Annotated in this window: 20 protein-coding genes; 2 read left to right on the top strand and 18 right to left on the bottom strand. The window is 31.3% G+C overall.

Features of this window, described 5'->3' with window-relative positions:
• Window positions 1-335: 335 nt before the first annotated feature.
• The 6 genes from bsdtw1_RS15340 to prmA form a co-directional block, all read right to left on the bottom strand.
• A complete protein-coding gene (locus bsdtw1_RS15340) occupies window positions 336-785 on the bottom strand; it encodes a GatB/YqeY domain-containing protein (RefSeq protein ID WP_183278433.1) in 450 nt (149 codons plus the stop codon).
• Window positions 786-811: 26 nt separating this feature from the next.
• Window positions 812-988: a 30S ribosomal protein S21 gene (gene rpsU / locus bsdtw1_RS15345; RefSeq protein ID WP_072897356.1), complete on the bottom strand. Its 177-nt coding sequence runs from the start codon at window positions 986-988 to the stop codon at window positions 812-814.
• 133 nt (window positions 989-1,121) lie between these two features.
• Entirely contained in the window at window positions 1,122-1,466 is a 345-nt protein-coding gene (locus tag bsdtw1_RS15350) for a histidine triad nucleotide-binding protein (protein WP_183278434.1), read from the bottom strand.
• Between the two features lie 292 nt (window positions 1,467-1,758).
• A complete protein-coding gene (gene mtaB / locus bsdtw1_RS15355; RefSeq protein ID WP_183278435.1) occupies window positions 1,759-3,063 on the bottom strand; it encodes a tRNA (N(6)-L-threonylcarbamoyladenosine(37)-C(2))-methylthiotransferase MtaB in 1,305 nt (434 codons plus the stop codon).
• Window positions 3,060-3,812, bottom strand: coding sequence for an RsmE family RNA methyltransferase (locus bsdtw1_RS15360; RefSeq protein ID WP_183278436.1), 753 nt, complete (start codon window positions 3,810-3,812; stop codon window positions 3,060-3,062). Before bsdtw1_RS15360 ends, mtaB begins: the two co-directional genes overlap by 4 nt.
• Window positions 3,813-3,832: 20 nt before the next feature.
• Window positions 3,833-4,774 carry a 50S ribosomal protein L11 methyltransferase gene (prmA, locus tag bsdtw1_RS15365; protein WP_183278437.1) on the bottom strand — a complete coding sequence of 314 codons (942 nt, stop codon included), beginning with the start codon at window positions 4,772-4,774 and terminating at the stop codon, window positions 3,833-3,835.
• A gap of 521 nt (window positions 4,775-5,295) precedes the next feature.
• Here prmA and bsdtw1_RS15370 point away from each other — a divergent pair.
• Window positions 5,296-5,493 (top strand): hypothetical protein, encoded by a 198-nt coding sequence (locus bsdtw1_RS15370; protein WP_183278438.1) that lies wholly within the window; start codon window positions 5,296-5,298, stop codon window positions 5,491-5,493.
• Window positions 5,494-5,667: 174 nt separating this feature from the next.
• Here bsdtw1_RS15370 and dnaJ read toward each other — a convergent pair whose 3' ends face one another.
• The 9 genes from dnaJ to gpr all read right to left on the bottom strand — a co-directional run bounded on the left by dnaJ (window position 5,668) and on the right by gpr (window position 16,966).
• On the bottom strand, window positions 5,668-6,822 hold the full coding sequence (dnaJ, locus tag bsdtw1_RS15375) for a molecular chaperone DnaJ (protein ID WP_183278439.1): 1,155 nt from the start codon (window positions 6,820-6,822) through the stop codon (window positions 5,668-5,670).
• A gap of 88 nt (window positions 6,823-6,910) precedes the next feature.
• Window positions 6,911-8,764: a molecular chaperone DnaK gene (gene dnaK / locus bsdtw1_RS15380; RefSeq protein WP_183278440.1), complete on the bottom strand. Its 1,854-nt coding sequence runs from the start codon at window positions 8,762-8,764 to the stop codon at window positions 6,911-6,913.
• A 61-nt stretch (window positions 8,765-8,825) separates the two neighbouring features.
• Window positions 8,826-9,449, bottom strand: a complete 624-nt coding sequence (grpE, locus tag bsdtw1_RS15385; RefSeq protein ID WP_183278441.1) for a nucleotide exchange factor GrpE — start codon at window positions 9,447-9,449, stop codon at window positions 8,826-8,828.
• A 106-nt stretch (window positions 9,450-9,555) separates the two neighbouring features.
• Complete coding sequence (gene hrcA, locus bsdtw1_RS15390) at window positions 9,556-10,581, bottom strand: heat-inducible transcriptional repressor HrcA (protein ID WP_183278442.1); 1,026 nt, start codon at window positions 10,579-10,581, stop codon at window positions 9,556-9,558.
• A gap of 396 nt (window positions 10,582-10,977) precedes the next feature.
• Entirely contained in the window at window positions 10,978-12,105 is a 1,128-nt protein-coding gene (hemW, locus tag bsdtw1_RS15395) for a radical SAM family heme chaperone HemW (RefSeq protein ID WP_183278443.1), read from the bottom strand.
• Window positions 12,106-12,229: 124 nt separating this feature from the next.
• Window positions 12,230-14,035, bottom strand: coding sequence for a translation elongation factor 4 (gene lepA / locus bsdtw1_RS15400; RefSeq protein ID WP_280514170.1), 1,806 nt, complete (start codon window positions 14,033-14,035; stop codon window positions 12,230-12,232).
• Between the two features lie 121 nt (window positions 14,036-14,156).
• A complete protein-coding gene (locus bsdtw1_RS15405) occupies window positions 14,157-14,546 on the bottom strand; it encodes a sporulation-related protein NgaS (protein WP_183278445.1) in 390 nt (129 codons plus the stop codon).
• A gap of 79 nt (window positions 14,547-14,625) precedes the next feature.
• The gene (locus tag bsdtw1_RS15410; RefSeq protein ID WP_183278446.1) at window positions 14,626-15,711 is read right to left on the bottom strand and encodes a stage II sporulation protein P; all 1,086 of its coding nucleotides are present in this window, start codon (window positions 15,709-15,711) and stop codon (window positions 14,626-14,628) included.
• Window positions 15,712-15,991: 280 nt separating this feature from the next.
• A complete protein-coding gene (gene gpr, locus bsdtw1_RS15415) occupies window positions 15,992-16,966 on the bottom strand; it encodes a GPR endopeptidase (protein ID WP_183278447.1) in 975 nt (324 codons plus the stop codon).
• Between the two features lie 330 nt (window positions 16,967-17,296).
• Between gpr and rpsT the strand changes: the two genes are divergently transcribed.
• Window positions 17,297-17,560 (top strand): 30S ribosomal protein S20, encoded by a 264-nt coding sequence (rpsT, locus tag bsdtw1_RS15420; protein ID WP_128212528.1) that lies wholly within the window; start codon window positions 17,297-17,299, stop codon window positions 17,558-17,560.
• A gap of 316 nt (window positions 17,561-17,876) precedes the next feature.
• Here the strand turns inward: rpsT and holA are convergent, their stop codons facing one another.
• From holA to bsdtw1_RS15435, 3 genes are all read right to left on the bottom strand, one after another.
• A complete protein-coding gene (holA, locus tag bsdtw1_RS15425; protein WP_183278448.1) occupies window positions 17,877-18,905 on the bottom strand; it encodes a DNA polymerase III subunit delta in 1,029 nt (342 codons plus the stop codon).
• On the bottom strand, window positions 18,898-20,658 hold the full coding sequence (locus bsdtw1_RS15430) for a ComEC/Rec2 family competence protein (RefSeq protein WP_183278449.1): 1,761 nt from the start codon (window positions 20,656-20,658) through the stop codon (window positions 18,898-18,900). The genes holA and bsdtw1_RS15430 overlap by 8 nt, the downstream gene beginning before the upstream one ends.
• A 141-nt stretch (window positions 20,659-20,799) precedes the next feature.
• Window positions 20,800-23,328, bottom strand: coding sequence for a P-type ATPase actuator domain-containing protein (locus bsdtw1_RS15435; RefSeq protein WP_183278450.1), 2,529 nt, complete (start codon window positions 23,326-23,328; stop codon window positions 20,800-20,802).
• Between the last annotated feature and the right edge of the window lie 18 nt (window positions 23,329-23,346).

Raw genomic sequence — 23,346 nt, forward strand, 5'->3', positions numbered from 1 at the left:
AATTTGCTAAAGCGATCTTCTTTAGTACTTTTTTGCGCATCTGCCTTTTCTTAAGCGTATGTGAAGAATCTTACAGGCGACATATTCTTCTTTTTTTATTCTTTAACTTTATACTATGTCTTAAGTCTGTTCGCATAATTATCCACAGATATAATTGAGATATAATTTCCTATACAGTAAAAAAACTCTATACCTTTTAATTATGCTAATATAATCAAAAGGTATAGAGTTTAGTTAAATGCTATTTACTTTTTAAAATCATTATTAAATTTGTTTTACTACTATTCAAGGTTTAAGGGTAAAAAAACAAAAAAGAACTCAAATTGAGTTCTTTCTTATTTATTTAAATAATCTTTTACCATTTGACTAACAAGTTTACCATCAGCTCTACCTACTACTTTAGGTCTTACCGCTGACATAACCTTACCCATGTCTTTCATGTTATTCGCGCCCACTTCGATAGCTGCTTCTCTGATGATTTCTAAAATTTCGTCTTCACTTAACTGCTGAGGAAGGTAATTTAACAAAATCTGGATTTCAGCATTTACTTTGTCTACAAGATCTTGTCTATTTCCCTTTTCGAATTCAAGCATAGACTCTCTTCTTTGCTTGACTTCTCTAGATAGAATCTCTATAACTCGTTCGTCCTCAAGCTGTACTACTTCAGTTTTTTCAACTAAAAGTACTGCAGACCTAGCAGTGCTTAATGTTTCAGCTTTAAATTTATCTCTCGCCTTTAAGGCTTGCTTCCAGTCTTCTTGAAGTCTTTCTTTTATTGTTGGCATCATTCTACCTTCTTCCAAAGAAATTCTTACTTAAACTTTCTTTTTCTAGCAGCTTCTGACTTCTTCTTTCTCTTTACACTTGGCTTTTCATAGTGTTCTCTTTTTCTAACTTCAGAAAGAACACCCGCTCTAGCACATTGTCTTTTAAATCTTCTAAGTGCTTGATCTAATGATTCGTTTTCTCTTACTCTAATTTCTGACATTCCTTTTTTCCCTCCCTCCGCTAGCTATATACTGTTTTAATATATCACAGCTGTGGGCTTAACAACACACGCTATATTATACAATAGAGTTTTCAATACTGTCAAGAATTTCATCGCTAATTTTAGCTAGTTTTTAACCTGGAGGCCATTTTAATTCTCTTCCACCTAACACATGAAAATGCATGTGATTAACTGTTTGTCCTCCATCCTTACCACAGTTATTAACAATTCTATATCCAGAATCTGCTATGTTAAGCTCTCTTACTAGTTTATTAATAACGCTGAATATATGTGCAATCACTTTAGTGCTTTCATCATCAATATGATTAACACTTTCTATATGTTTTTTAGGAATCACTAGAAAGTGAATTGGAGCCTCAGGACTAATATCATTGAAAGCTATCACATCTTTGTCTTCATATATTTTTTTTGAAGGTATCTCACCTTTTGCTATTTTACAAAAGATACAATTTTCCATAATAATTCACCTCCTTTAAAAAAGTCGCTGAAGCGAACTTCTTCAGTGAGTTTTTTTGCGCATCTGCCTTTCCGAATACATATGAGGAAAATCTGGCAGGCGACATATTCTTCTTTTTTATTCTTTGAATTATATAATGTTTAAAGTCGTCACTCAAGTTTATCCACAGATATACTTGAGGTATAAATTCTTAAAGAATAAAAAATTACAAATACACTTACCATTTGTAATTATATATATATATATCTTACCACTAAAAAGAGTAATTTAACCATAATATTCTAAACAAAAATTATATTATTTCTCCGATAGCATAATCATTTTTACTTTCCAAAAGCTTTGTTGGCATTATCTTACCTATCACAGAATCACAATCAAATTTTGCAACTACTTTTACATAGTTCTCAGTATATCCTTCATAATATCCTTCCATTGATTGAACTGCCTGTTCAAATAATACTTTTTGCTCTGTTCCTATTAAGCCTTCAGTAAATTTACCTTCATTATATTCATTTAAATCAATTAGAAGTTTACTTCTTTCTTCTTTAATATTTCCGTCAACTTGTTTCTCCATTGATGCAGCCCTTGTACCCTTTCTTGGGCTGTATTTGAATACATGAGTTTTTGTTAGTTTAATATCTTTTAGGAATCCATAAGTTTCTTTAAACTCCTCCTCAGACTCACCTGGGAAACCAACAATCACATCTGTAGTTATAGATACATCAGCAAAAGAATTTCTTAATATATTAACTATATTCTCATAGTCTTTAGCTGTATACTTTCTATTCATTCTTCTTAAAGTTTCATCTGAACCACTTTGTAAGGATAGATGGAAATGATGGCATAGTTTTTTTAGCTTTGATATACGAGCCACTACTTCTTCAGTAAAGAATGTAGGATCTATTGATCCTATTCTTACTCTCTCAATACCATCTATAGATTCTATAACCTCTAATATATCTACTAAAGTAACATTTTCTTCTAGGTCAACTCCATATGAAGCAGTATGTATACCTGATAGTATTATTTCCTTAAAACCATGCTCTGAAAGCTTCTGTACTTCTTCCTTTACTTTTTCAGGATCCTTAGAACAAACAGCACCTCTTGCATACGGGATCAAGCAGTAAGAACAAAATCTATTACAGCCATCTTGTATCTTTAAAAAAGCTCTAGTTTTATCTTGATATTCTTCTATATTTAAATCTTCAAACACATCATTCTTCATTACAGGTGAAACTTGAACTTGTTGTTTACCTTCATCAATAGCTTTATTCACCCAATAAACTATCTCTCCTTTGTTTCTTGTACCAAGTACAACATCTACCCCTTCTATTCCCCCAACCTCATTAGGAGCGATTTGAGAGTAACAACCAACAACTGCAATTGTAGCTGCTTCATTTTCACGTCTAGCTCTACCAATTATCTGTCTTGATTTTTTATCCCCCATATTAGTAACAGTACATGTATTTATTACATATACATCAGCAAAGGTATCAAAATCAACAACTTCATACCCTTCCCTTATAAACTTTTCTGCCATAGCTTCTGATTCATATTGATTTACCCTACAACCTAGTGTAGAAAAAGCTACTTTCATTGATTATTTCCTCCTATATCTCCAAGTTCATATTGCAACAGAGATACTGCTGTAAATCCAGCAGTCTCTGTTCTTAAGATTCTCGGTCCTAAAGTCACAATATGAGCTCCACTTTTCTTAAGATTATCTATTTCATATTCTTCTAATCCGCCTTCAGGCCCTATAACAATAGCTATATTCTTAATAGTCTTATCACCTATTTCACTTATAGCATTTCTTATCCCATAGCCTGTAGCATTCTCATAAGGTACTACTATCATATCCATATTACCTAGCATATCAATCATGCTGCCAAATTCAACTGACTCATCTATATCAGGTATAATTGTTCTCTTTGATTGCTTAGACGCCTCTAATGCTATTCTATGCAGTCTATCAAGCTTTTTAAATTCACCCTTTAACTTTACATCTACTCTATTAGTAATTAAAGGAATAATTTTCCTTATACCTAATTCAGTGCACTTTTGTACTATCAAATCCATCTTTGTTGATTTAGGTAACCCTTGAAACAATGTGATATTTATATTACTTTCATTATTACAACCTAATTCTTCAACAATTTTAACCTTAACGTATTGTTTTGTAATCTCTTCAATTTCTCCAAGGTACTCTTTACCTTCTAAATTGTTTATAGCTATCTTTTCTCCGGCTTCTAATCTTAGAACTCTATAAATATGCTTTACATCATCTCCAGAAATAATAGCATGTGTATCAGTAAAGGTCTCCTTTGGTGTGAAAAATTTATGCATTCCACATTCTCCTTAAAAGTCTATTTTACTCTAGCTACAATACAGTTCCATTCTCCATCTTTGTTTACTTCAACAACTTCAAAGCCTGAAGCTTCTAATTTATCTATAACCATTTGTCTTCTATCATGGATTATTCCTGAAGTTATAAATAATCCACCTTGATTCATTGCTTGTTTAACATCATCAACAAGTATGCATATTATCTCGGCTATTATGTTTGCTACAACTATGTCAGCTTTTCCGCTTACTACATCTAAAAGATTTCCTTCTAATATCTCAATATTATTTAAATTATTGAAACCAACGTTTTCTTTTGCAGAGTCTACTGCTACCGGATCAAGGTCAACCCCTACAACATGTTTTGCACCAAGCATAGATGCAACTATTGCAAGTATCCCTGATCCTGTACCTATATCAAAAACTACCGAATTTTCTTTTACATTCTTTTCAAGTGACTCAACACACATTCTTGTAGTTTCATGTGTTCCTGTACCAAAAGCCATTCCTGGATCAATTTCAACTACAAGATCATCGCCAGTATTTTCATACTGTTCCCATATAGGTTTTATCACTATTCTATCACCTATTTTAGTAGGCTTATAATATTGCTTCCAGTTATTAGCCCAGTCTTCTTCCTTCATTTCAGTTGCTATAACTTCACCCTCGCCTATATCTATTCCACACTCTTTAAGTTCTACAAGTTTTTCTTTAATATATGTAACCACTTCTGAGATATTATCTTCATCAGAAAAATACCCCTTAACAACGGCAGCTTTCCCTTTATGTTCTAATATATTTATGTCTGCAAAATCCCATGTAAGAGGGCCTTGCTCTCTTGTTAATATGTCATTTGGATCCTCAATCGCAACTCCTTTACAGTCTAATCCATAAAATATACCTGAAACTGGCTCTAAAGCCTCACTCTTACTTATTACCTTTATTTCTATCCATGTTCCGTTCATATAAATCAATCCTTTCTTGCTTTTGTTAATATATTTTCCATCCTGAAAATACACACAATGTACTTAAATATAGAATATTCAACGAGTATTACATAAATAAATACTTTTACTATAATTTTGAACATATACTGTCCACTTAAAACATATGTAATATTTTAATACAAAATATTAGCTTATCACAACTAATATATTTTACACTTTACCATACTTCCTGTAAATATATATAGATGAACCACTTCCTCTTAAATTTATATTTTTAAATTCTCTCACAAGAAACCGTGAGAGTTTTAAAAATTGTTTTCGGATAGAAGTAATTCATCTTTAGATGAACCACTTCCTCTTAAATTTACATTTTTAAATTCTCTCACAAGAAACCGTGAGAGTTTTAAAAATACGTTTCGTTACGAAACAGCACACATTTAAACCTTTTCGTAACTTAATCTTGTCAAAAAACAACTCACCTTTATATAACTCTTTGCATATCATAACAAGTAAATATTTCGTAATAGGTGGTAGATAACATGAATTGTTATGAAGCAATGAAAAGAATAATTGAAATTGATTCTAAAATGTCCGATTTAGGAAAATTATTAGCTAATGCTAAAAATCCTGCCGATAAGGATAGATATGAAAAAAGTATCGATGTTTTAGAGATGGAATTCTTAAGACTCAAGCATCAATTAGAAGTCACTGAATTAAATACTAACATTCTTCTATAAATTTATTCAAACACCCATTATCTCCCTAAACCCAATTATTCAACTGATCTTTTCTTTAAATACTTACATTAAGAATACTGTTTAAATTAAGTGGTTAGGTAGGAGATGCTATAACAGAGGAAAAATCTAAAAGCCAAGAATACTAATTTGTATTCTTGGCTTTTTAAAAGGTGTTTATCCGAATATTTTTCCCATAAAACCTTTTTTATCTTTATCTTTATGATCTTTGTTCTCATTAGAATCATGCTGAATTTTCTCTCCTGATGCTTCTAAGAACATATTTAAAGCTTCTTTTTGTTTATCGTTAAGACTCTTAGGAATATCAACAATTACATTTACATATTGATCTCCTCTTCCTGATGAATTAACTCTAGGAACTCCTTTACCCCTAAGTCTAAACAACGTTCCTGGTTGTGTACCAGCTGGTACTGTGTACTTAACATCTCCATCAACAGTAGGCACCTTTATTTCTGTTCCCATTGTTGCTCTTATCATATCAACATGATAATCCAAATAAATGTCAAAACCTTGTCTCTTAAATACCTTTGAAGGCGCCACATTGATTCTTATATACAAATCTCCAGGAGTTCCATTGTTTGAACCATGTTCTCCTTGTCCTCTTAATGGCATTACATTACCTGTATCAACCCCTGCTGGAACATTAACTTTAATCTTTCTTGTTTTTCTAACTTTGCCTTTTCCTCTACATTCTGGACATGGATCTTCAATCACATGACCTTTTCCTCCACACTTGTCACAAGCGGATTGAGAAACAAAGTTACCAAAAGGAGTTTGTCTTTGTGCTCTTATTTGACCAGTTCCACCACATTTAGAACATGTCTTTGGTGATGTTCCTGGTTTTGCTCCTGAACCTCTACAAGTTTCACAATTTTCACTTCTAGTTATAGATATCTCTTTTTCCATACCAAAAACAGCTTCTTCAAAAGAAAGATTAAGAGTATATTCTATATCATTACCTCTTTGTGGACCGTTTCTTCTGGCACCACCGCCGCCACCAAAACCTCCACCAAAGATGCTTTCAAATATATCGCCAAATCCACCACCAAAATCGAATCCATCAAAACCTGATGCACCACCACCAGCATTAAAGTCTGTTGTTCCAAATTGGTCATACTGAGCTTTCTTCTGAGGATCACTTAAAACTTGGTAAGCTTCATTTAATTCTTTAAATTTTTCTTCAGCCTCATGATCACCAGGGTTTCTATCTGGATGATATTTTAGAGCTTGCTTTCTAAATGCTTTTTTTATTTCATCATCACTTGCACCTTTTTCAAGTCCAAGTACACTGTAAAAGTCTTTCCCTGCCAATTATTTCCACCACCTAAGTTATAATATTAAAGGGAAGACGAGTTGCCTTCCCTGTCATATTATATATTAAATACTCGCTTTGTTACAACTATTTATCTTCATCAACCTTAAAATCAGCATCTACTACATTGTCATCATGAGCAGCTCCTGTGTTTGCTCCACCTGCATTAGCAGCATTTGGATCAAATCCAGCACCACCTTGTGCATTTGCCTCACCGTATATCTTTGATGAAATTGCATAGAATTCTTGAGTTAAATCTTCTGTAGCTTTCTTTATAGCTTCTATGTCGTCTCCATCTTTAACCTTCTTAACATCTTCAAGTTTAGCTTGTATCTTAGCTTTATCTTCAGCAGAAACCTTATCACCTAATTCAGTTAAAGTTTGTTCTGTTTGATATACAACTTGATCTGCATTGTTTTTAACTTCTATTGATTCTTTTCTCTTCTTATCTTCTTCTGCAAATCTTTCAGCTTCTTTAACTGCCTTATCTATTTCGTCATCACTTAAGTTAGTTGAAGCTGTTATAGTTATATTAGCTTCTTTTCCAGTTCCTTTATCAACTGCAGATACCTTTACGATACCATTAGCATCTATATCAAAAGTAACTTCTATTTGAGGTACTCCTCTTCTAGCTGGAAGTATTCCTGAAAGTGTGAATCTACCAAGAGTCTTGTTATCAGCTGCCATTTGTCTTTCACCTTGAACAACATGTATTTCAACTGATGTTTGGTTATCTGCTGCAGTTGAGAATACTTGACTCTTTCTTGTAGGTATAGTTGTATTTCTTTCTATTAATGGAGTTGCTACTCCGCCTAAAGTTTCAATACCAAGGCTTAATGGAGTTACATCAAGAAGTAATACATCCTTAACATCTCCAGTTAATACACCAGCTTGTATTGCAGCACCTACAGCAACACATTCATCTGGGTTAACTCCCTTTGAAGGTTCTTTTCCTGTAAATTTCTTAACAGCTTCTTGAACTGCTGGTATTCTTGTAGAACCACCAACTAAAACTATTTTGTCTATATCATTTAAGCTTAATCCTGAGTCAGCTAATGCTTTTCTCATTGGCTCTATTGTTCTTTCAACTAAATCATTAGTTATTTCATTGAATTTAGCTCTTGTAAGAGTTAATTCAATATGCTTTGGGCCTGTAGCATCAGCTGTTATAAATGGAAGATTTATTATAGTTTGAGTTGAAGACGAAAGCTCTATCTTAGCTTTTTCAGCTGCTTCTTTAAGTCTTTGTAAAGCCATCTTATCATTTCTTAAATCAATTCCATGTTGTGATTTAAAATCAGCTGCTATATAATCTATAATCTTTTGGTCAAAGTCATCTCCACCAAGGTGAGTATCTCCATTTGTTGCCTTAACTTCAAATACTCCATCTCCAAGTTCAAGTATTGATACGTCGAAAGTACCACCACCTAAGTCATAAACGAATATTTTATGGCTATGATCTGTCTTATCAAGACCATAAGCTAATGATGCTGCAGTTGGTTCGTTTATTATTCTTAAAACTTCAAGACCAGCTATCTTACCTGCATCTTTAGTCGCTTGTCTTTGTGAGTCATTGAAATATGCTGGAACTGTTATAACTGCTTGAGTTACAGTTTCTCCTAAGTAAGCTTCTGCATCAGCCTTTATCTTTTGAAGAACCATAGCTGATATTTCTTGTGGAGTATAGTCCTTACCATCAATAGTAGTCTTATGGTTAGTTCCCATATGTCTCTTTATTGATATTATTGTTTTATCTGGATTTGTAATCGCTTGTCTTTTAGCTACTTGACCAACTAATCTTTCTCCATTAGCTTGGAAAGATACTACTGAAGGAGTTGTTCTTGCACCTTCTGAGTTTGCTATAACTACAGGTTCTCCTCCTTCCATAACAGCTACACAAGAATTAGTTGTTCCTAAATCAATACCTATAACCTTTGACATTTGCTATTTCCTCCTCATTAATCACGAATTTAATTAATTTATTCAAATAAAAGTATGTTTACTAGTTTGCTACTTTAACCATAGTGAACCTAAGAACTTTGCTACCTTTTTTATAGCCTTTTTGAAAGACCTCTGCTATGGTGTTGGCACCTAAATTTTCATCTTCTATATGCATTACTGCTTGATGTAAATTCGGGTCAAATTCACCGTTAGCTTCTATTTCCTCTACTCCTAATTTTTCAAAGGCATTTTTGAACTGTCTTACAGTCATGTCTACTCCTTTTTTAAGGTCATCAACACTTCCATCAACAGTTACAGCTCTTTCAAGATTGTCTAACACTGGGAACATTTCTTTAAGTACGTCCTCACAAGCATCAGTATAAATACCTTCTTTTTCTTTAGAAGTTCTCTTTCTAAAGTTGTCATACTCTGCATTTAATCTTAAAAGTCTTTCTTTTAATGCATCTAATTCATTATTTAATTTCGAGTTTTCATTCTTAAGTTTAATTATTTCATCTTTAAAAGATGTAACATTATCATTACCACTTTCAAATTCAATATCTTCTAAAATTTCACCTTCTAGAACTTCTTCTAGAGTATCTTTTTCTTCTAAATTTTCATTTTCCACTTCTGCAGTATTTACATCATCTTTTTCATTGATATTTTCGTTATTCACTTCTTTCATATCTTGTTACTACACCTCATCTCTTTTTTATGAAATAGGGCTTTCTTAATATATAAAACCCCTTGCTATTCTTTACTTTATACTATAAAAATATAATTATTTATATTTATTTCAAGCGTTGATTCTTAAGCGACTCATTAAGTTCCTTCATAACTTCTGCCATGATGGATAACACTTTAGGATAGTTGATTCTTGTTGGTCCAATTAAAGCAATGGTCCCAGTATTTTTACCACCTAAGGTGTATACAGCAGAAATTACACTGCAATCTTTTGCCTCAGGAAGATAATTTTCATCACCTATTCTTATAGAAATATTATCATCACTTACTATCAATTTAGAAACATTGTCCTTATCATAAAGAAGAGATAATATCTCCTTAGCTTTTTCTATATCATTGTACTCAGGGTAGTTAAATATGTTAGTTGTACCTTCCATAAACACTTCACTTTCTGATGTATTTAAAGTTTCATACAATGCTGGTATCAATGCATTAAATATTTCATCAAAACCTAACAAATCTTTCTTCAACTTGTTTATAGTAACCAAATTTATTTGTTCTATCGTTAGATCTTTAAGTCTTATATTCAATATATCGTTTATCTTTGATAATGTTTCTAATGTTGGTATGTTAGTTACCTTAATAAGACTGTTTTTTATCGCTCCACTATCAGTAACAATAACACAAAGAAGGTTAAATTGATCTACAATCATAAGTTGTATAGACTTTATAACACTTTTCTTAACAGAAGGTGCATTTACTACGCAAGTAAGTTTTGTTAATTGTGACAAAAGAGTACTTGCCTGCTTTATCATTCTATCTACTTCAAAAAGAGCAGAATCAATAAGATATTTTTTAATTAGAAGTTCCTCTTCCAAACTAACACCTTGAAATTCCATTAGTTTATCTACATATAATCTGTATCCTTTGCTTGATGGAACTCTGCCAGCAGATGCATGAGGTTGCTCAAGATATCCTAATTCTTCTAAGTCAGACATTTCATTTCTGATTGTAGCTGAACTTATTCCTAAATCATATTTTTTAGCGATAGTTCTTGATCCTACTGGCTCTCCAGTCATTATATAGTCATTTATTATTGCCTGAAGAATTTTAATTTTTCTTTCATCTATCACTAATATCACCTCTTTTGTTAGCACTCACTTAACTTGAGTGCTAATGACTACGATTTAAATATATTATTTATATAATTTTTTGTCAATTTGATTTAAGTTAATAAATCTATAGATTAAATTAATTTAGGCTATTATTTATAAACTTTCTCTTACATTCTCACAATTCCTCTCGATTGCTTCTAAATTCTTATTTTATTCAAGTCCATGATATTTTTTACATAATCTCTTCTTACTTTCTAGTTTACATTTTTTATATGCTGACGACCGTATTGCTTAAATATAAAAGTTTATCTAGTCTTAACTAACTTAGTTTCCCCAGCTTCTCTCCACAAAATTCAAAAGAATGTATGAATTTATATAGCATATGAATTCATACATTCTTTTATATTTTTCCACCTAAGTTAACATAAAATCACTCATAACATAGTTTGATAGTTCTATTCCTTTTTCACTTAAAAAAATCATACCATTTTTTCTTATTAAAAGACCTTCTTTTACATGTTTATCTATGACAGCTTTAAAAATATCATCTATGGAAACTTTAAATTTTTTCTTAAACTTATCCTCTGATATTCCTTCTAATTTCCTTAGCCCCATAAACATAAATTCTTCCATATTATCTTCTGATGAATTTTTTATTATTTCTTCATATTCTTCTAAATTCTTTTCAATTGCTTCCATATATTTGTTCATATTTGATAAATTTTTATATCTTGTTCCATCAATATATGAAGATGCCCCTGTACCGCAGGCTATATAATCTTCTAAATTCCAATATACTAAGTTGTGCTTGCATTCTTTTCCTTCCTTAGCATAATTAGAAATCTCATACCTATTATACCCACTATCTTTTAATAAAGAATGAGTCAAATCATTCATTTCTCTTTCTTGATCTTCTGTTGGAAGATTAAGTCTATTCTGCTCATACCATCTATAAAAAACTGTGTCTTCCTCAACTATAAGGCTATAAGCTGATATGTGCTCTGGATTTAATTTTATTATCATGCTTAGACTTTCCTTCCATTGGTCAACCTTCTGACCAGGAAGCCCGTACATAAGATCCACATTTATGTTATCAAAACCCTTGCTTCTGGCTAAATAATAGTTCTCCTCAAATTCCTTATAATTGTGTATTCTACCGATTACAGTTAATAGATTATCTTGACATGCCTGTAGCCCAAGCGAAAGTCTATTAACTTTATTTTTTTTCATAACTTCTAAGATTTCATCATTCAAGGTTCCCGGATTACATTCAATAGTGTATTCAACATCTTCTGAAAGATTTAAGTTTCCTATACACTTTAAAAGTTCTTCAAATAGAGGTAAATATAAATAGGTGGGAGTTCCCCCACCTATAAAAACACTTGTTATCTCATATTTACTAGCTTTATTCTTTATTTCTGCTATAAGAGCCTTAGTATATCGCTCCATAGTATCTTCCATACCTTGAAATGAGTGAAAATCACAGTAAAAACACTTTTGTTTACAGAATGGTATATGTACATAAAGTGCTATTTTCTCCATACTGTTACCTCCAATCAAATCATCTTTTGATGCACCAATTCATAATAAAATTTATATTTTCAAATTCTCCTCTCAGAACCCAGAGGAGTTTTGAAAATAGATTTCGGATTGAATTGGTGCATCCTTAATCAACTTTTAAAACAGACATAAATGCTTCTTGTGGAACTTCAACAGAACCAACCTGTCTCATTCTCTTCTTTCCTTCTTTTTGCTTTTCTAAAAGTTTCTTCTTTCTAGATATATCTCCACCATAACATTTTGCAAGTACGTCTTTTCTCATTGCCTTTACTGTTTCTCTTGCAATAATTTTAGATCCTACTGCTGCTTGTATTGGAATTTCAAATAGCTGTCTTGGAATTATTTCCTTTAGCTTTTCAGCTATTCCTCTACCCTTATGGTATGCTCTTTCTTTCGGAACTATCATTGATAATGCGTCAACAGTATCTCCGTTTAGAAGAATATCCAATTTAACAAGTTCTGAAGTTTCATAACCTTTTAGTTCATAATCAAGCGATGCATAACCCTTAGTTCTTGACTTTAGCGCATCAAAGAAATCATAAACTATTTCATTTAGAGGAATCTCATAGTTGATAACAACTCTTGTTGTTTCGATATATTCCATATCGATGTATCTTCCTCTTCTTTCTTGACATAATTCCATTATTGGTCCAGTGTACTCAGTAGGACTTATTATTGACGCCTTAACTACCGGTTCTTCCATGTAGTCAATTTCAGTGGGTTCTGGAAGATTTGTTGGGTTTGTAAGTTCAATCAAAGTACCATCTGTTTTTATTACTTTATAAATAACCGATGGAGCTGTAGTTATAATATCTAGGTTGAATTCTCTTTCAATTCTTTCTTGTATTATTTCCATATGTAACAACCCTAAGAATCCACATCTAAATCCGAAACCTAAAGCTACTGAAGTTTCTGGTTCAAAGGAAAGTGCAGCATCATTTATTTGAAGTTTTTCTAACGCTTCCTTAAGCTCCTCATATTTAGCACCATCTACAGGGTATATACCTGAGAAAACCATAGGTACTGCAGGTTTGTATCCTGGAAGTGCTGTGTCAGTAGGTCTATCTGCCTCGGTAATAGTATCACCTACTCTAGCGTCTCTAACATTTTTGATAGATCCAGTAACATATCCAACATCTCCGGCACTAAGTTCAGACATAGGCATAAAGCCTGGAGTAAACACCCCAACCTCTGTAACTTCATATACTTTGTTAGTAGCCATAAGCTTTATTTTTGTACCAACCTTAACTTTTCCTTCATAAACTCTTACATAGCAAACTACACCTTTATAACTATCATAGAAGGAGTCAAATATAAGAGCCTTTAAAGGAGCATCTTCATCTCCATTTGGTGCAGGAACTTTTTCTATAACAGAATTTAATACATCTACTATATTAAGCCCAGTCTTTGCAGATACAAGAGGAGCATCATGTGCTTCAATCCCAATCACATCTTCAATTTCTTGCTTTATTTCTTCCGGTCTCGCACTAGGAAGATCAATTTTATTTATTACTGGAACAATCTCTAGATTATTATCTAAAGCCAAATAACAGTTTGCTAATGTCTGTGCTTGTATCCCTTGTGTTGCATCTACTACTAGAACAGCACCCTCACAAGCAGCCAAGCTTCTAGATACTTCGTAATTAAAGTCTACGTGCCCTGGAGTATCTATCAAGTTTAGTATAAACTCTTCTCCATCTTCTCTTCTATAAACAAGTCTTGCAGCCTGCGACTTTATTGTAATGCCTCTTTCTCTTTCAAGTTCCATATTATCTAAAACTTGTTCTTCCATTTCTCTTTGTGTTAAAGTTCCTGTTGTTTCAAGAAGTCTATCTGCTAAAGTAGACTTTCCATGATCGATATGTGCAACTATTGAAAAGTTTCTTATGTGTTTCTGTCTATTACTTTGCATATTCATAAACCCATCCTCAAGGAATATCCTTGGAACAGTTTTCACCCCCATGTAGATTAAATCTTGTTAAATTATATCATAGTATCCAGCTTGATTGTCAACAACTATAAAATTATGTTATCTAACCACTAATCTTACTACTAACTTTTTCATAAAAGTACTCTACACCATCGCTAATTTTATTAAAGACCCAATAACCTTTTTCTCTTATTATGCCAAGTGACTTCAGTTTTGATCCTATGGCATCTATATTGTAGTACTTACCGTTGAACTCCAACTTGTAACTTCCATCTTCATCATGAATCTTGACCTCACAGTCATCTTCCAAAAGTCCTAAGAAATCCTGTCCAAATTCGTCTTTTAATTCTTTGTAATCATCCTGTGATATGGAACTTACACCATCTGTCCCTTTACTCAGAGAAGCTGTATTTATAATATTTATATTTATAATTCCCCACAGTATAAAGGAAATAACCATCATTACTATAATAATATTTGCTATCTTTCTCAAAAAAACACCCCCAAGATATGATTTATATCTATAAGGATGTTCATTTTTTGGAAAAATTATTCACTTATGCCAATTCACATTACTTTTTACCATTCAAATATTCTGCAATTATTCTAGCAACATACTTTGCTGAACCTTGAGACTCTTGACTAGTATTAATATCTGAACCAATTTCTATTAAGATTGAATGATTACTAAGATTTTGATTAAAGGAATTCATACCTCTCTTATATGATAGTATCCCTTTCGAAAATCCAGGAAAAAGCTTTCTAGCTGTTTCATTCAAGCTCTCTGTTATAGCATTATTCTGCTGATAATAAGGTGTATTTTGCGCTGTTACGAACATCATCTTTGACACATTTTCACCATTTAAGTTTATGGTACTAGAACTCTTACTTTCTGCAGAATCTCTATGAAGATCTATAATCAATTTAAAATTATTACCATATTTATTTAGATATTTTTTTACAGTTTCAGCGGATCTTAAATAACTATCATTATACACCATGCTATGCATTGTCTTATCATGAATAACTGATATACCATAATTCTCAAGTTCTTTTTCTAGCTGAGTTCCAACACCTACAACACTATATTGTTCCTCAGTAGAATCAGCCCCTGCAGGCTTATATGCCTCAGTTGTATGGGTATGATATATCAAAATTTCTGGCTTAGATTCATTTAACTGTTTCTTCAAATTTGGGTTAAATGCTGCCGATACTTTTACCGGAGTTTGATTTTCTGGTTGTTGACCTTGTTGCTGCTGAAGTTCTTCTGGATTAATTTTAGCAACAGCTGCATCTGAAAGATTAAAAGGATTTATTGTAGCGAAATTCTCCTCATATTCTTTTTCATCACTGCCAGTATTTAAGAATGGTATTTCAGCAGATAATAATTTAGATGGACTTACTATATCAGAGCTAATCTTATCATAAATACTATCTCTCAAAGATATATTCTTAAAACTATCATTACCAGCTTGTACACTTGCACCAAAATACGGTATAGATGTTTCAATAGCCTTGATATATAGATATGAATTCTTAAGTAATGATGTTCTTACATTAGTAAATAACATAACAACAGCAATTACTAAGCAGACACCCATAAGCAACATAGTTTTTAATGAATTATGCTCTTTTACTCTCCTCCTATTATAATACACTATATCCCCTCCTCATATTAAATATTTATATGAGACAAGTCTATAGATTATGTTAACCTATATTACAATTTGAATATGATTTTAGTTATAGTTGTATCACTTAATTTTAGGCTACGTTTAAAAGTATTATTGAAATCAAATGGTTAAACAGGAGATGCTATATGAGCGGGCTATTAGATTTAATATGAAAAAATCATATTAATTCTTTGCGTAAGCTCATCAAAACATCAGATGTTTAACCATTTAATTTAAACTAGGCGGTTTAAAAGAACCTAATTTATTAACTCATAAATTTATTTATATCATCCATATCCAGACTAGATTGTAATGCCATGTTCAATCCGTTAGATATTATTTTCGAAACCGAATCAATAACAACATCTACTTCTTTTGGAGTAACCATCAAGTCTCCAACATGTGGATTTAATAAAGATTTAATTAAATGACTTTTTTCATTTTTATCAATACTTCTAAGCATATTATAAAACTCTCCACCTTCAGTAGATTGACTCACCATTTCATCTAAAACTAAATCCATAGCATCATTCACAATTGTGGCTGCATCAACTACAGTAGGCACACCTATTGCAATGACTGGAATGCCTAAGTTCTCTTCATTAATCTCCATTCTCTTGTTGCCAATCCCAGCACCTGGAGAAATTCCAGTGTTAGCAATTTGTATAGTTCTGTTAACTCTTCTTATACTTCTTGAAGCCAAAGCATCTATGCATATAACCATATCTGGCTTTATCTTATCAGCTACTGCCTTTATTATTTCACCAGTTTCTATACCTGTAATACCCAAAACTCCAGGAGCCAATGCACATACAGGCCTTACAGACTCATCAATAGAATCTGGCATTACAGCTTTTAAATGTCTTGTAATCATTAGTTTTTCCACAACCTTTGGACCTAGTGCATCGGGAGTTACCTTCCAGTTTCCAAGTCCAACTACTAAAGCAGTCTTAGATGTATTTGTACCAATTAATTTTTGCATGCTATTATTTAGTACTTCAGATACATCATCCATTATTTCTCCATCATAGTGGGTGAATTCTGGTATATCTATAGTAATATAGGTTCCGATTGGTTTTCCAATCTTAGCTGCGCCATCTTCATTCATTATCTTAACAGTTGTTACTTTTATATTATCTATCTCTTCTTCTTCAGAAATAATACCATCAGCTTCTCGCTTATTTATTTGTTTATATAACTCTCGTGCTTCTACAGCTAAATCAGTTCTTACGTTTATCATATAGTCACCTCTATACAAAATATTTTATACATATTTTATCCCATAAAAGTGATAATTATTAATTTTATAAGTACTTAATATATTGATTTTAAAATTTTTGTATAATTTTAATGTTTTTTGACAACAAATAATATGTAATAAATAACATACGTGATGTTAGTTTTTGTATAATATTAACTGGAATAAACTAGATTGGTTGGCTTAAAAAAATAAAATAGTACTTGAATTAGCCATTTATCAATGCTATAATATCACTTGTTGAATATGAACTCGTACGCAGATTTCCCCAAAGCTGCAGAGACCCTATAAAATTGAAGGGGGTGAACATGAATGGCAAATATTAAATCAGCTAAAAAGAGAATTAAAGTTATTGAAACTAAAACTTTAAGAAATAAGATTATAAAGTCTGCTCTTAAAACAGCTATAAAGAAGTTTGAAGTAGCTGCTGGCGCTAACAATGTTGAAGAAGCTAAGGTTACTTATAAGGACGCTGCAAGAGCTTTAGATATGGCTGCTGCTAAAGGAGTAATCCACAAGAATATGGCTGCTAGAAAGAAATCAAGATTAGCTGCTAAGTTAAACACTATAGCATAATAAGCTTGTAAACCGGTCTAAAGACCGGTTATTTATTTCTATCAATATCTATTTTTTAGTTCCGGAATAAAAAACTTAATTTATGCATGTTCAAAAATAACAACGTTATTGTTTTCGAGCATCCATAAATTAATAGTTAAAAGCTGGTTCTAAAATAAAAAAGAAGTTAGTGTATACTAACTTCTTTTTTATTTTAGGTTATACTTAAAAATATTATTGAAATTAAATGGAATCTGACAAAATCATATTAATTCTTTGCGCAAGCTCATTAAAGCATTGGATGGATAACCACTTAATTTCAACACAGTACTTTTTATTAAACCATCAAGGTACTCATTATCATGATTTCCATCTCAGTTTTTTTATCAAACCCAGTGCTTTTCAATTTCTTTTCTGTATCTATGCACAGTTTCATACAATTATAAAGTTGCTTATATGAAAACTTCCTACTCTGAGCCATAAGTTTTTCACAAATAAATGCTGGTCTTCTTATTTCTTTTGCTAGATCGTCCTTATTTTTGCCTTTATCTATTCCGAGTTTTATTTTATAGAGCATGGTGAATTGAGTTTGTATAAGAGATAATATCAACATTAAATTTTCACCTTTATTTATAAGCTCGTTCATTATATCTATAGATTTTTCTGACTTCTTCTGACTTATAAAATCAACTAAATCAAAAACATCATCTTCGCTCTTGTGCGGAAGCATCTTTATTATGTCTTCCCTGGTAATATCTCGTCCTTCAGTATAGCTTATAAGCTTGTCGACTTCTCGCTCGATTATATTAAAATTGTTTTCAACTGCGTCACAAAAATATCTTAATTCTATTTTGCCAATGTTCTTCCCTTTTTCCTCAAAGATTGAGTTAACCTTTTTATATAACTTATCACCTTTTAATTTATCTACTTTCACAACTGTAGCCTTTTTTTCAAGAGCTGTTAACTTCTTATTCCTACTAGGGTTCTCCCTTTTATCGTTTTGCAGATAATAAAGAACTAAGATACAGTGCGGTGGTGGATTTTTTAAATATTCCACTAGATGATTATAAACTTTAGTTCCTGTAGCATCAGTCTTATCTCTCAAAAAATTTGCTCTATATACTACAACTACCTTTTTATCACTAAAAAAAGGCAGAGTCTCGCAGGCATTCATCATTTCATCAAAGGTTGTTTTCATCCCATCTAATTTTATGAAATTTAAGTCTTTGAATTGACCATCCACAGTTTTATCAATTATTTTATCTATGTTTTCATTTATTATCATTTCATCTAGTCCAACAAAAACATAGCAGCCTTCTAATTTTCCTTTTTTTATAGAGTTATCTAATCCATCTAAATCAATCACTGTTATCACCTTCAGAGTCCAATATATTATCATTTAAAGCCTTAGTATCTTTTTGATCTAATATAAAGCTTTTATTCTCATCAATTTTTATTATATCATAGGATTGATTACAAACATAAGGTTGATTATTAATAGTTAAAATATAACTATTTTTGCTGCTTACTATTGCTATTTCTTTATCTTCATCTTTAGGAATTATTGTTATACCGTTGTATGAATACATTTTTTTATTTTTCCATTCTATACTTTCAATAGGATAGTAATTTTTATTCAGGATGTTATAACTGTACCCTGATAAGGTCTTAGTAATTAATACCCTTCGGAAACCTTGTTCCATAAGTATCCCATTTGTTTTACCATCTGTTATAATAGTCACCTTAGTTTCAAATTTGTACATTGATAAAATAACAGCCAAAACCACCATCCATAGAATATTCTTAGCTTTTTTATAACCATTTTGGTACATGTAAAAACATATAAGCAGCAATACATATCCATATACAATACTTGGATTTATTGTGGTTATATTCAAAGAAAATTTATCAACAACTGATATGCCCCCTTGCAGGGCTACTATAAATATTTTTATTATATAAGCTGTAATTTTAAGAAGCACCTCGTTCCACATTAGCATAAATGCTATATTTCCCAATATTACGATAGGAGTAAATAACGGTAATAAGAAAAGATTTCCCCACATGAAATTAGGCGAAAAGTTATTTAGAGCTAACGTGGCTACTGGAAAGGAAAAAATTTGTGCTGCTATTGAAATACAGAAAGTATCACTTAGTATTTGAGGTAATTTGTAGAATCTTATTTTCAGCTTGTTATAAAACAGCAATATACCTAAGGTAGACAGATACGATAAATTAAAACCTATGTCATATATGAAGTATGGTTTATAAACCATCAATAGTATGGCCGAGAAACTTAGTGCAGATATTGAATCGTACTTTCTATATACCTTCTTAGAAAGTTTAAGAATAAATATCATTAAAAAAGCTCTCCAAGTTGAAGACTTTCCACCACTAAATAATGTATATATAAAGCTAAACACTAAAGCAAATTTGAAGCCAAGTAGTTTTTCTATAATAGAATATATCACTGCTATATGAAAGCCTGAAACAGATACTACATGGATGATTCCATATTTACTCATAAGCACATTTTGCTCGTTTTTAATGTATTTTGTGTATCCAAAAGCAGCAGAACATACCAATGCCGAACCTTCTTCCCCTATATACTTTTTCAATATATTATAAAAGTCGTCCTGCTTAGAATTAACGCTTCCACTAAACCCATATTCTAAAAAGCTATATTTTTCAACCTTAATAGTCCCAACTAAACCTTTTTCAATATCCGGTTCATGTCCAAAACTTCCATATATCAAATACTTGCTTCCATCTTTAAGATCTGTGTTAATCCCTTCTATTTTAAAACTTTGCCTTCCTATCTCTACAATTTTACTTTTAGGATTAACAGCAACTACTTTAAATACGGTTTTATATTCAGAATTCAAGGAATAGTATATTAAGCAATTTATATAGGAAGCTATAAAAAATATGCATATAACCACCATGAACCTTTTTCCATATATAATAAAATGTAATAAAAAAAATGATGCAGCAACTAACACTGCACCATAGATATTCTTTTGAATAAGATTGAAAGTTATAATACCTGTTATACAAGAAATTAATATATTAACTGCCGGCCTACTTATCTCTTCGTTGTTTGTAAATTTAATTATCATTACAAATAAAAGTATTGTATATACTAGCTTAAATATTAAAATTCTATTTATTTTAAGTATCTCTACTTAAGTATTATCCGTCATACTTAAACTATATATAATACTTGTTCCTTTCAAATAAGTGAATTTAGAACATAAGTGCTATACCATATATTCTTTCCACTTATTTGATAAAATTTCAGTAATAACACATAAAGCTATAAATATTATTGACACTACTATGCCTTTTACATTTACTTTATACGATATTAATAATGCTGCTGCAGTTATTCCCATATAAACGCTAACACTTGAAATCAATAATCTTTTTACTCTTTCAGGGGTTTTTAGCTTAATATCAAAAGTAAATACTGCTTTTATAAATAAAAGTAAGTAGAAACAAATTGTTATCATAAGCCCATAATCCATACCAGCTACTATCTTACATATCACTCCTATTAAGAATGTTTGCCCTAAAGCTATAGCAACTAAATATGTTGAACCAGGCTCTTCTTTTATATACTTATCACAAAATAAAAGTCCAACAGCTAAAAGTGGAATAGTAATTAAATTTTCTGCAGCTATCAAATAGATATCCTTAGTAAAGTTGAGATTTAATATTCCAGGAACTATTATTGATGAAATTTGTAATGCTATTAAATACTTTAGCAAGCTGCTACCAATATATATATTTCTTCTCAATATAGTAAGCTTCTTTTTTAGCTCTAAAAATTTATGTAAACAGTCTTCTTTTATATACACGTCTGATAACTTCTTCACCAAGCTAGAGCACTTGTCACCATAAGATATTCCTAGTTGAGCTGCACTTAGTGATGGAAGGTCTGTTAAATTGTCTCCAACTACCGCCACGTTATATCCGTCATTTATAAACATATTTATTATCCTATTTTTCATTTCATAGGATATTCTTGAAAATACCTTTACTTTAGAAAGTACACTTATCATTTCATCATCGCTAAGAGAATCTAATTCAACTCCGGATATGACTTCATCCATGCTATTAATTAAAGATATATCACTTGCAGTCTTTGCCGCAGCTATTTTATTATCTTCTGTTATAATCATAGGAGCAATGTTGTTTCTCTTTAAAGTTTTTATTATATCATCACTTTCATCAACCACTGGGTTAAGAAATGCCATTATTCCTACAAAAACTAGGTTACTTTCAATATTTTCATCCGGTGTTGGCTGATATCCAAAGCTTCGATAAGCAAATCCCATTGTTATAAGACCCTCATTAGAAAAATTATAATCACAGTTCTTTATATTTTCTATGTCTTCTTCCGTTATCTCCTTTTCTACGCCTTCTTTCATGATATGAGTACATCTACTTAAAACTTCATCTAAAGCTCCTCTTAAATTCGCTCTATAATTTTTTTCTACTTTATTTAGAGTAGTTACCATTCTTCTTTCTAGATCAAATGGAATTTCAAAAATTCTTCTTTGCTTAGTCATAAGCATACCTTTATAAATCCCTCTACTAGCTCCAATTCTCAGAAGAGCAATTTCTGTTATATCGCCTTTACCAGAATCATCATTAACATTGTATATGGCATTGTTAGTTAATAAACCTATATTTATCATTCTTTGAAGGTTTATATCATTGTTATCTCCTTCATCTTCGTTATATACTTTTTCATCAGTATACATTTTCTTTACGATCATTTTATTAATAGAAATTGCTCCTATTTTTTCTAAAAATATTATATCTATCTTCTTTTGATCACTCAAAACTGAGAGGTTTATTACTTCGATTCCATCTTGTTTTAGATGTTTTTTATATAAATATATGAAAAGTATTACTATAACTACATAACCTAAGGTTTGAACAGAATATAATTCAGAAACTAATAAGTTTATATCCGTACTCTTTCCAGAAACTGCATTAATAAGCAAAGCAGTAGTTCCAGCAATTAATGTAGCATAGATTGTAATTGAGTTAAGCTTTTGTTCCAATTCTATACCTAAGGTATTTTTTCTAATATCAGAGCTGTTTAGTAAAGCCATATTTTTTCCTAGTTGAGTATTAGCTCCTGTAGCTACCACTATACCTAATCCATCGCCATGAACAACCGTACTTCCTTTAAACACTATATTCTTCATCTCAGATAAAGAGTTAACTGCTCCCTCAATCATAGTCTCATACTTTTCGCTTATAAAATCTTCTCCCGTGATATTTTTCTCATTAACCTTTAATTCTTCGCTTTCTATTACTCTTATATCTGCTGGTACTATTTGATTCTTTTTAAGAACCACAATATCCCCAACAACTAATTCTTCAGATTTTATATCTCCTCTTATGCCATTTCTTAAAACACGAGAAGATGTATAATCTAGTCCATTTAATACATTTAGTTCTTTCCTGCTTTTTAAAACTTCATAATATCTTATTGCCATTGTAGCCATGGCTAATAAAATTATCACACCTGCTTGTAGAAAAAAATGAAAAAAGATAAAAATTGCTGATGTAGCTAGCATTATAAAAAACCACGGTCTAAGCAGCAATTTTAGAAGTATAGTTCCTGAAGTTTGCTCTATTGATATAGGCATTATGTTTGTTCCATTTAATTCTCTTCTTTTATTTACCTCATCACTACTTAATCCTTTATTTAAATCACTTTCTAATTTATCAATCACCTTACTCCAAGGAATGTTATACCATCTCTCCACAATTTTTGCTCCTGTCAC

Source organism: Clostridium fungisolvens (assembly GCF_014193895.1).
In the GTDB taxonomy this organism is placed as follows: Bacteria; Bacillota; Clostridia; order Clostridiales; family Clostridiaceae; genus Clostridium_AR; species Clostridium_AR fungisolvens.

Bases quoted from the DNA above. Each gene is read 5' to 3' on its own strand.
- bsdtw1_RS15340 (WP_183278433.1), bottom strand. From the start codon at position 785: ATGCCAACAATAAAAGAAAGACTTCAAGAAGACTGGAAGCAAGCCTTA.
- rpsU (WP_072897356.1), bottom strand. From the start codon at position 988: ATGTCAGAAATTAGAGTAAGAGAAAACGAATCATTAGATCAAGCACTT.
- bsdtw1_RS15350 (WP_183278434.1), bottom strand. From the start codon at position 1,466: ATGGAAAATTGTATCTTTTGTAAAATAGCAAAAGGTGAGATACCTTCA.
- mtaB (WP_183278435.1), bottom strand. From the start codon at position 3,063: ATGAAAGTAGCTTTTTCTACACTAGGTTGTAGGGTAAATCAATATGAA.
- bsdtw1_RS15360 (WP_183278436.1), bottom strand. From the start codon at position 3,812: ATGCATAAATTTTTCACACCAAAGGAGACCTTTACTGATACACATGCT.
- prmA (WP_183278437.1), bottom strand. From the start codon at position 4,774: ATGAACGGAACATGGATAGAAATAAAGGTAATAAGTAAGAGTGAGGCT.
- bsdtw1_RS15370 (WP_183278438.1), top strand. From the start codon at position 5,296: ATGAATTGTTATGAAGCAATGAAAAGAATAATTGAAATTGATTCTAAA.
- dnaK (WP_183278440.1), bottom strand. From the start codon at position 8,764: ATGTCAAAGGTTATAGGTATTGATTTAGGAACAACTAATTCTTGTGTA.
- grpE (WP_183278441.1), bottom strand. From the start codon at position 9,449: ATGAAAGAAGTGAATAACGAAAATATCAATGAAAAAGATGATGTAAAT.
- hemW (WP_183278443.1), bottom strand. From the start codon at position 12,105: ATGGAGAAAATAGCACTTTATGTACATATACCATTCTGTAAACAAAAG.
- lepA (WP_280514170.1), bottom strand. From the start codon at position 14,035: ATGCAAAGTAATAGACAGAAACACATAAGAAACTTTTCAATAGTTGCA.
- gpr (WP_183278447.1), bottom strand. From the start codon at position 16,966: ATGATAAACGTAAGAACTGATTTAGCTGTAGAAGCACGAGAGTTATAT.
- rpsT (WP_128212528.1), top strand. From the start codon at position 17,297: ATGGCAAATATTAAATCAGCTAAAAAGAGAATTAAAGTTATTGAAACT.
- bsdtw1_RS15430 (WP_183278449.1), bottom strand. From the start codon at position 20,658: ATGATAATTAAATTTACAAACAACGAAGAGATAAGTAGGCCGGCAGTT.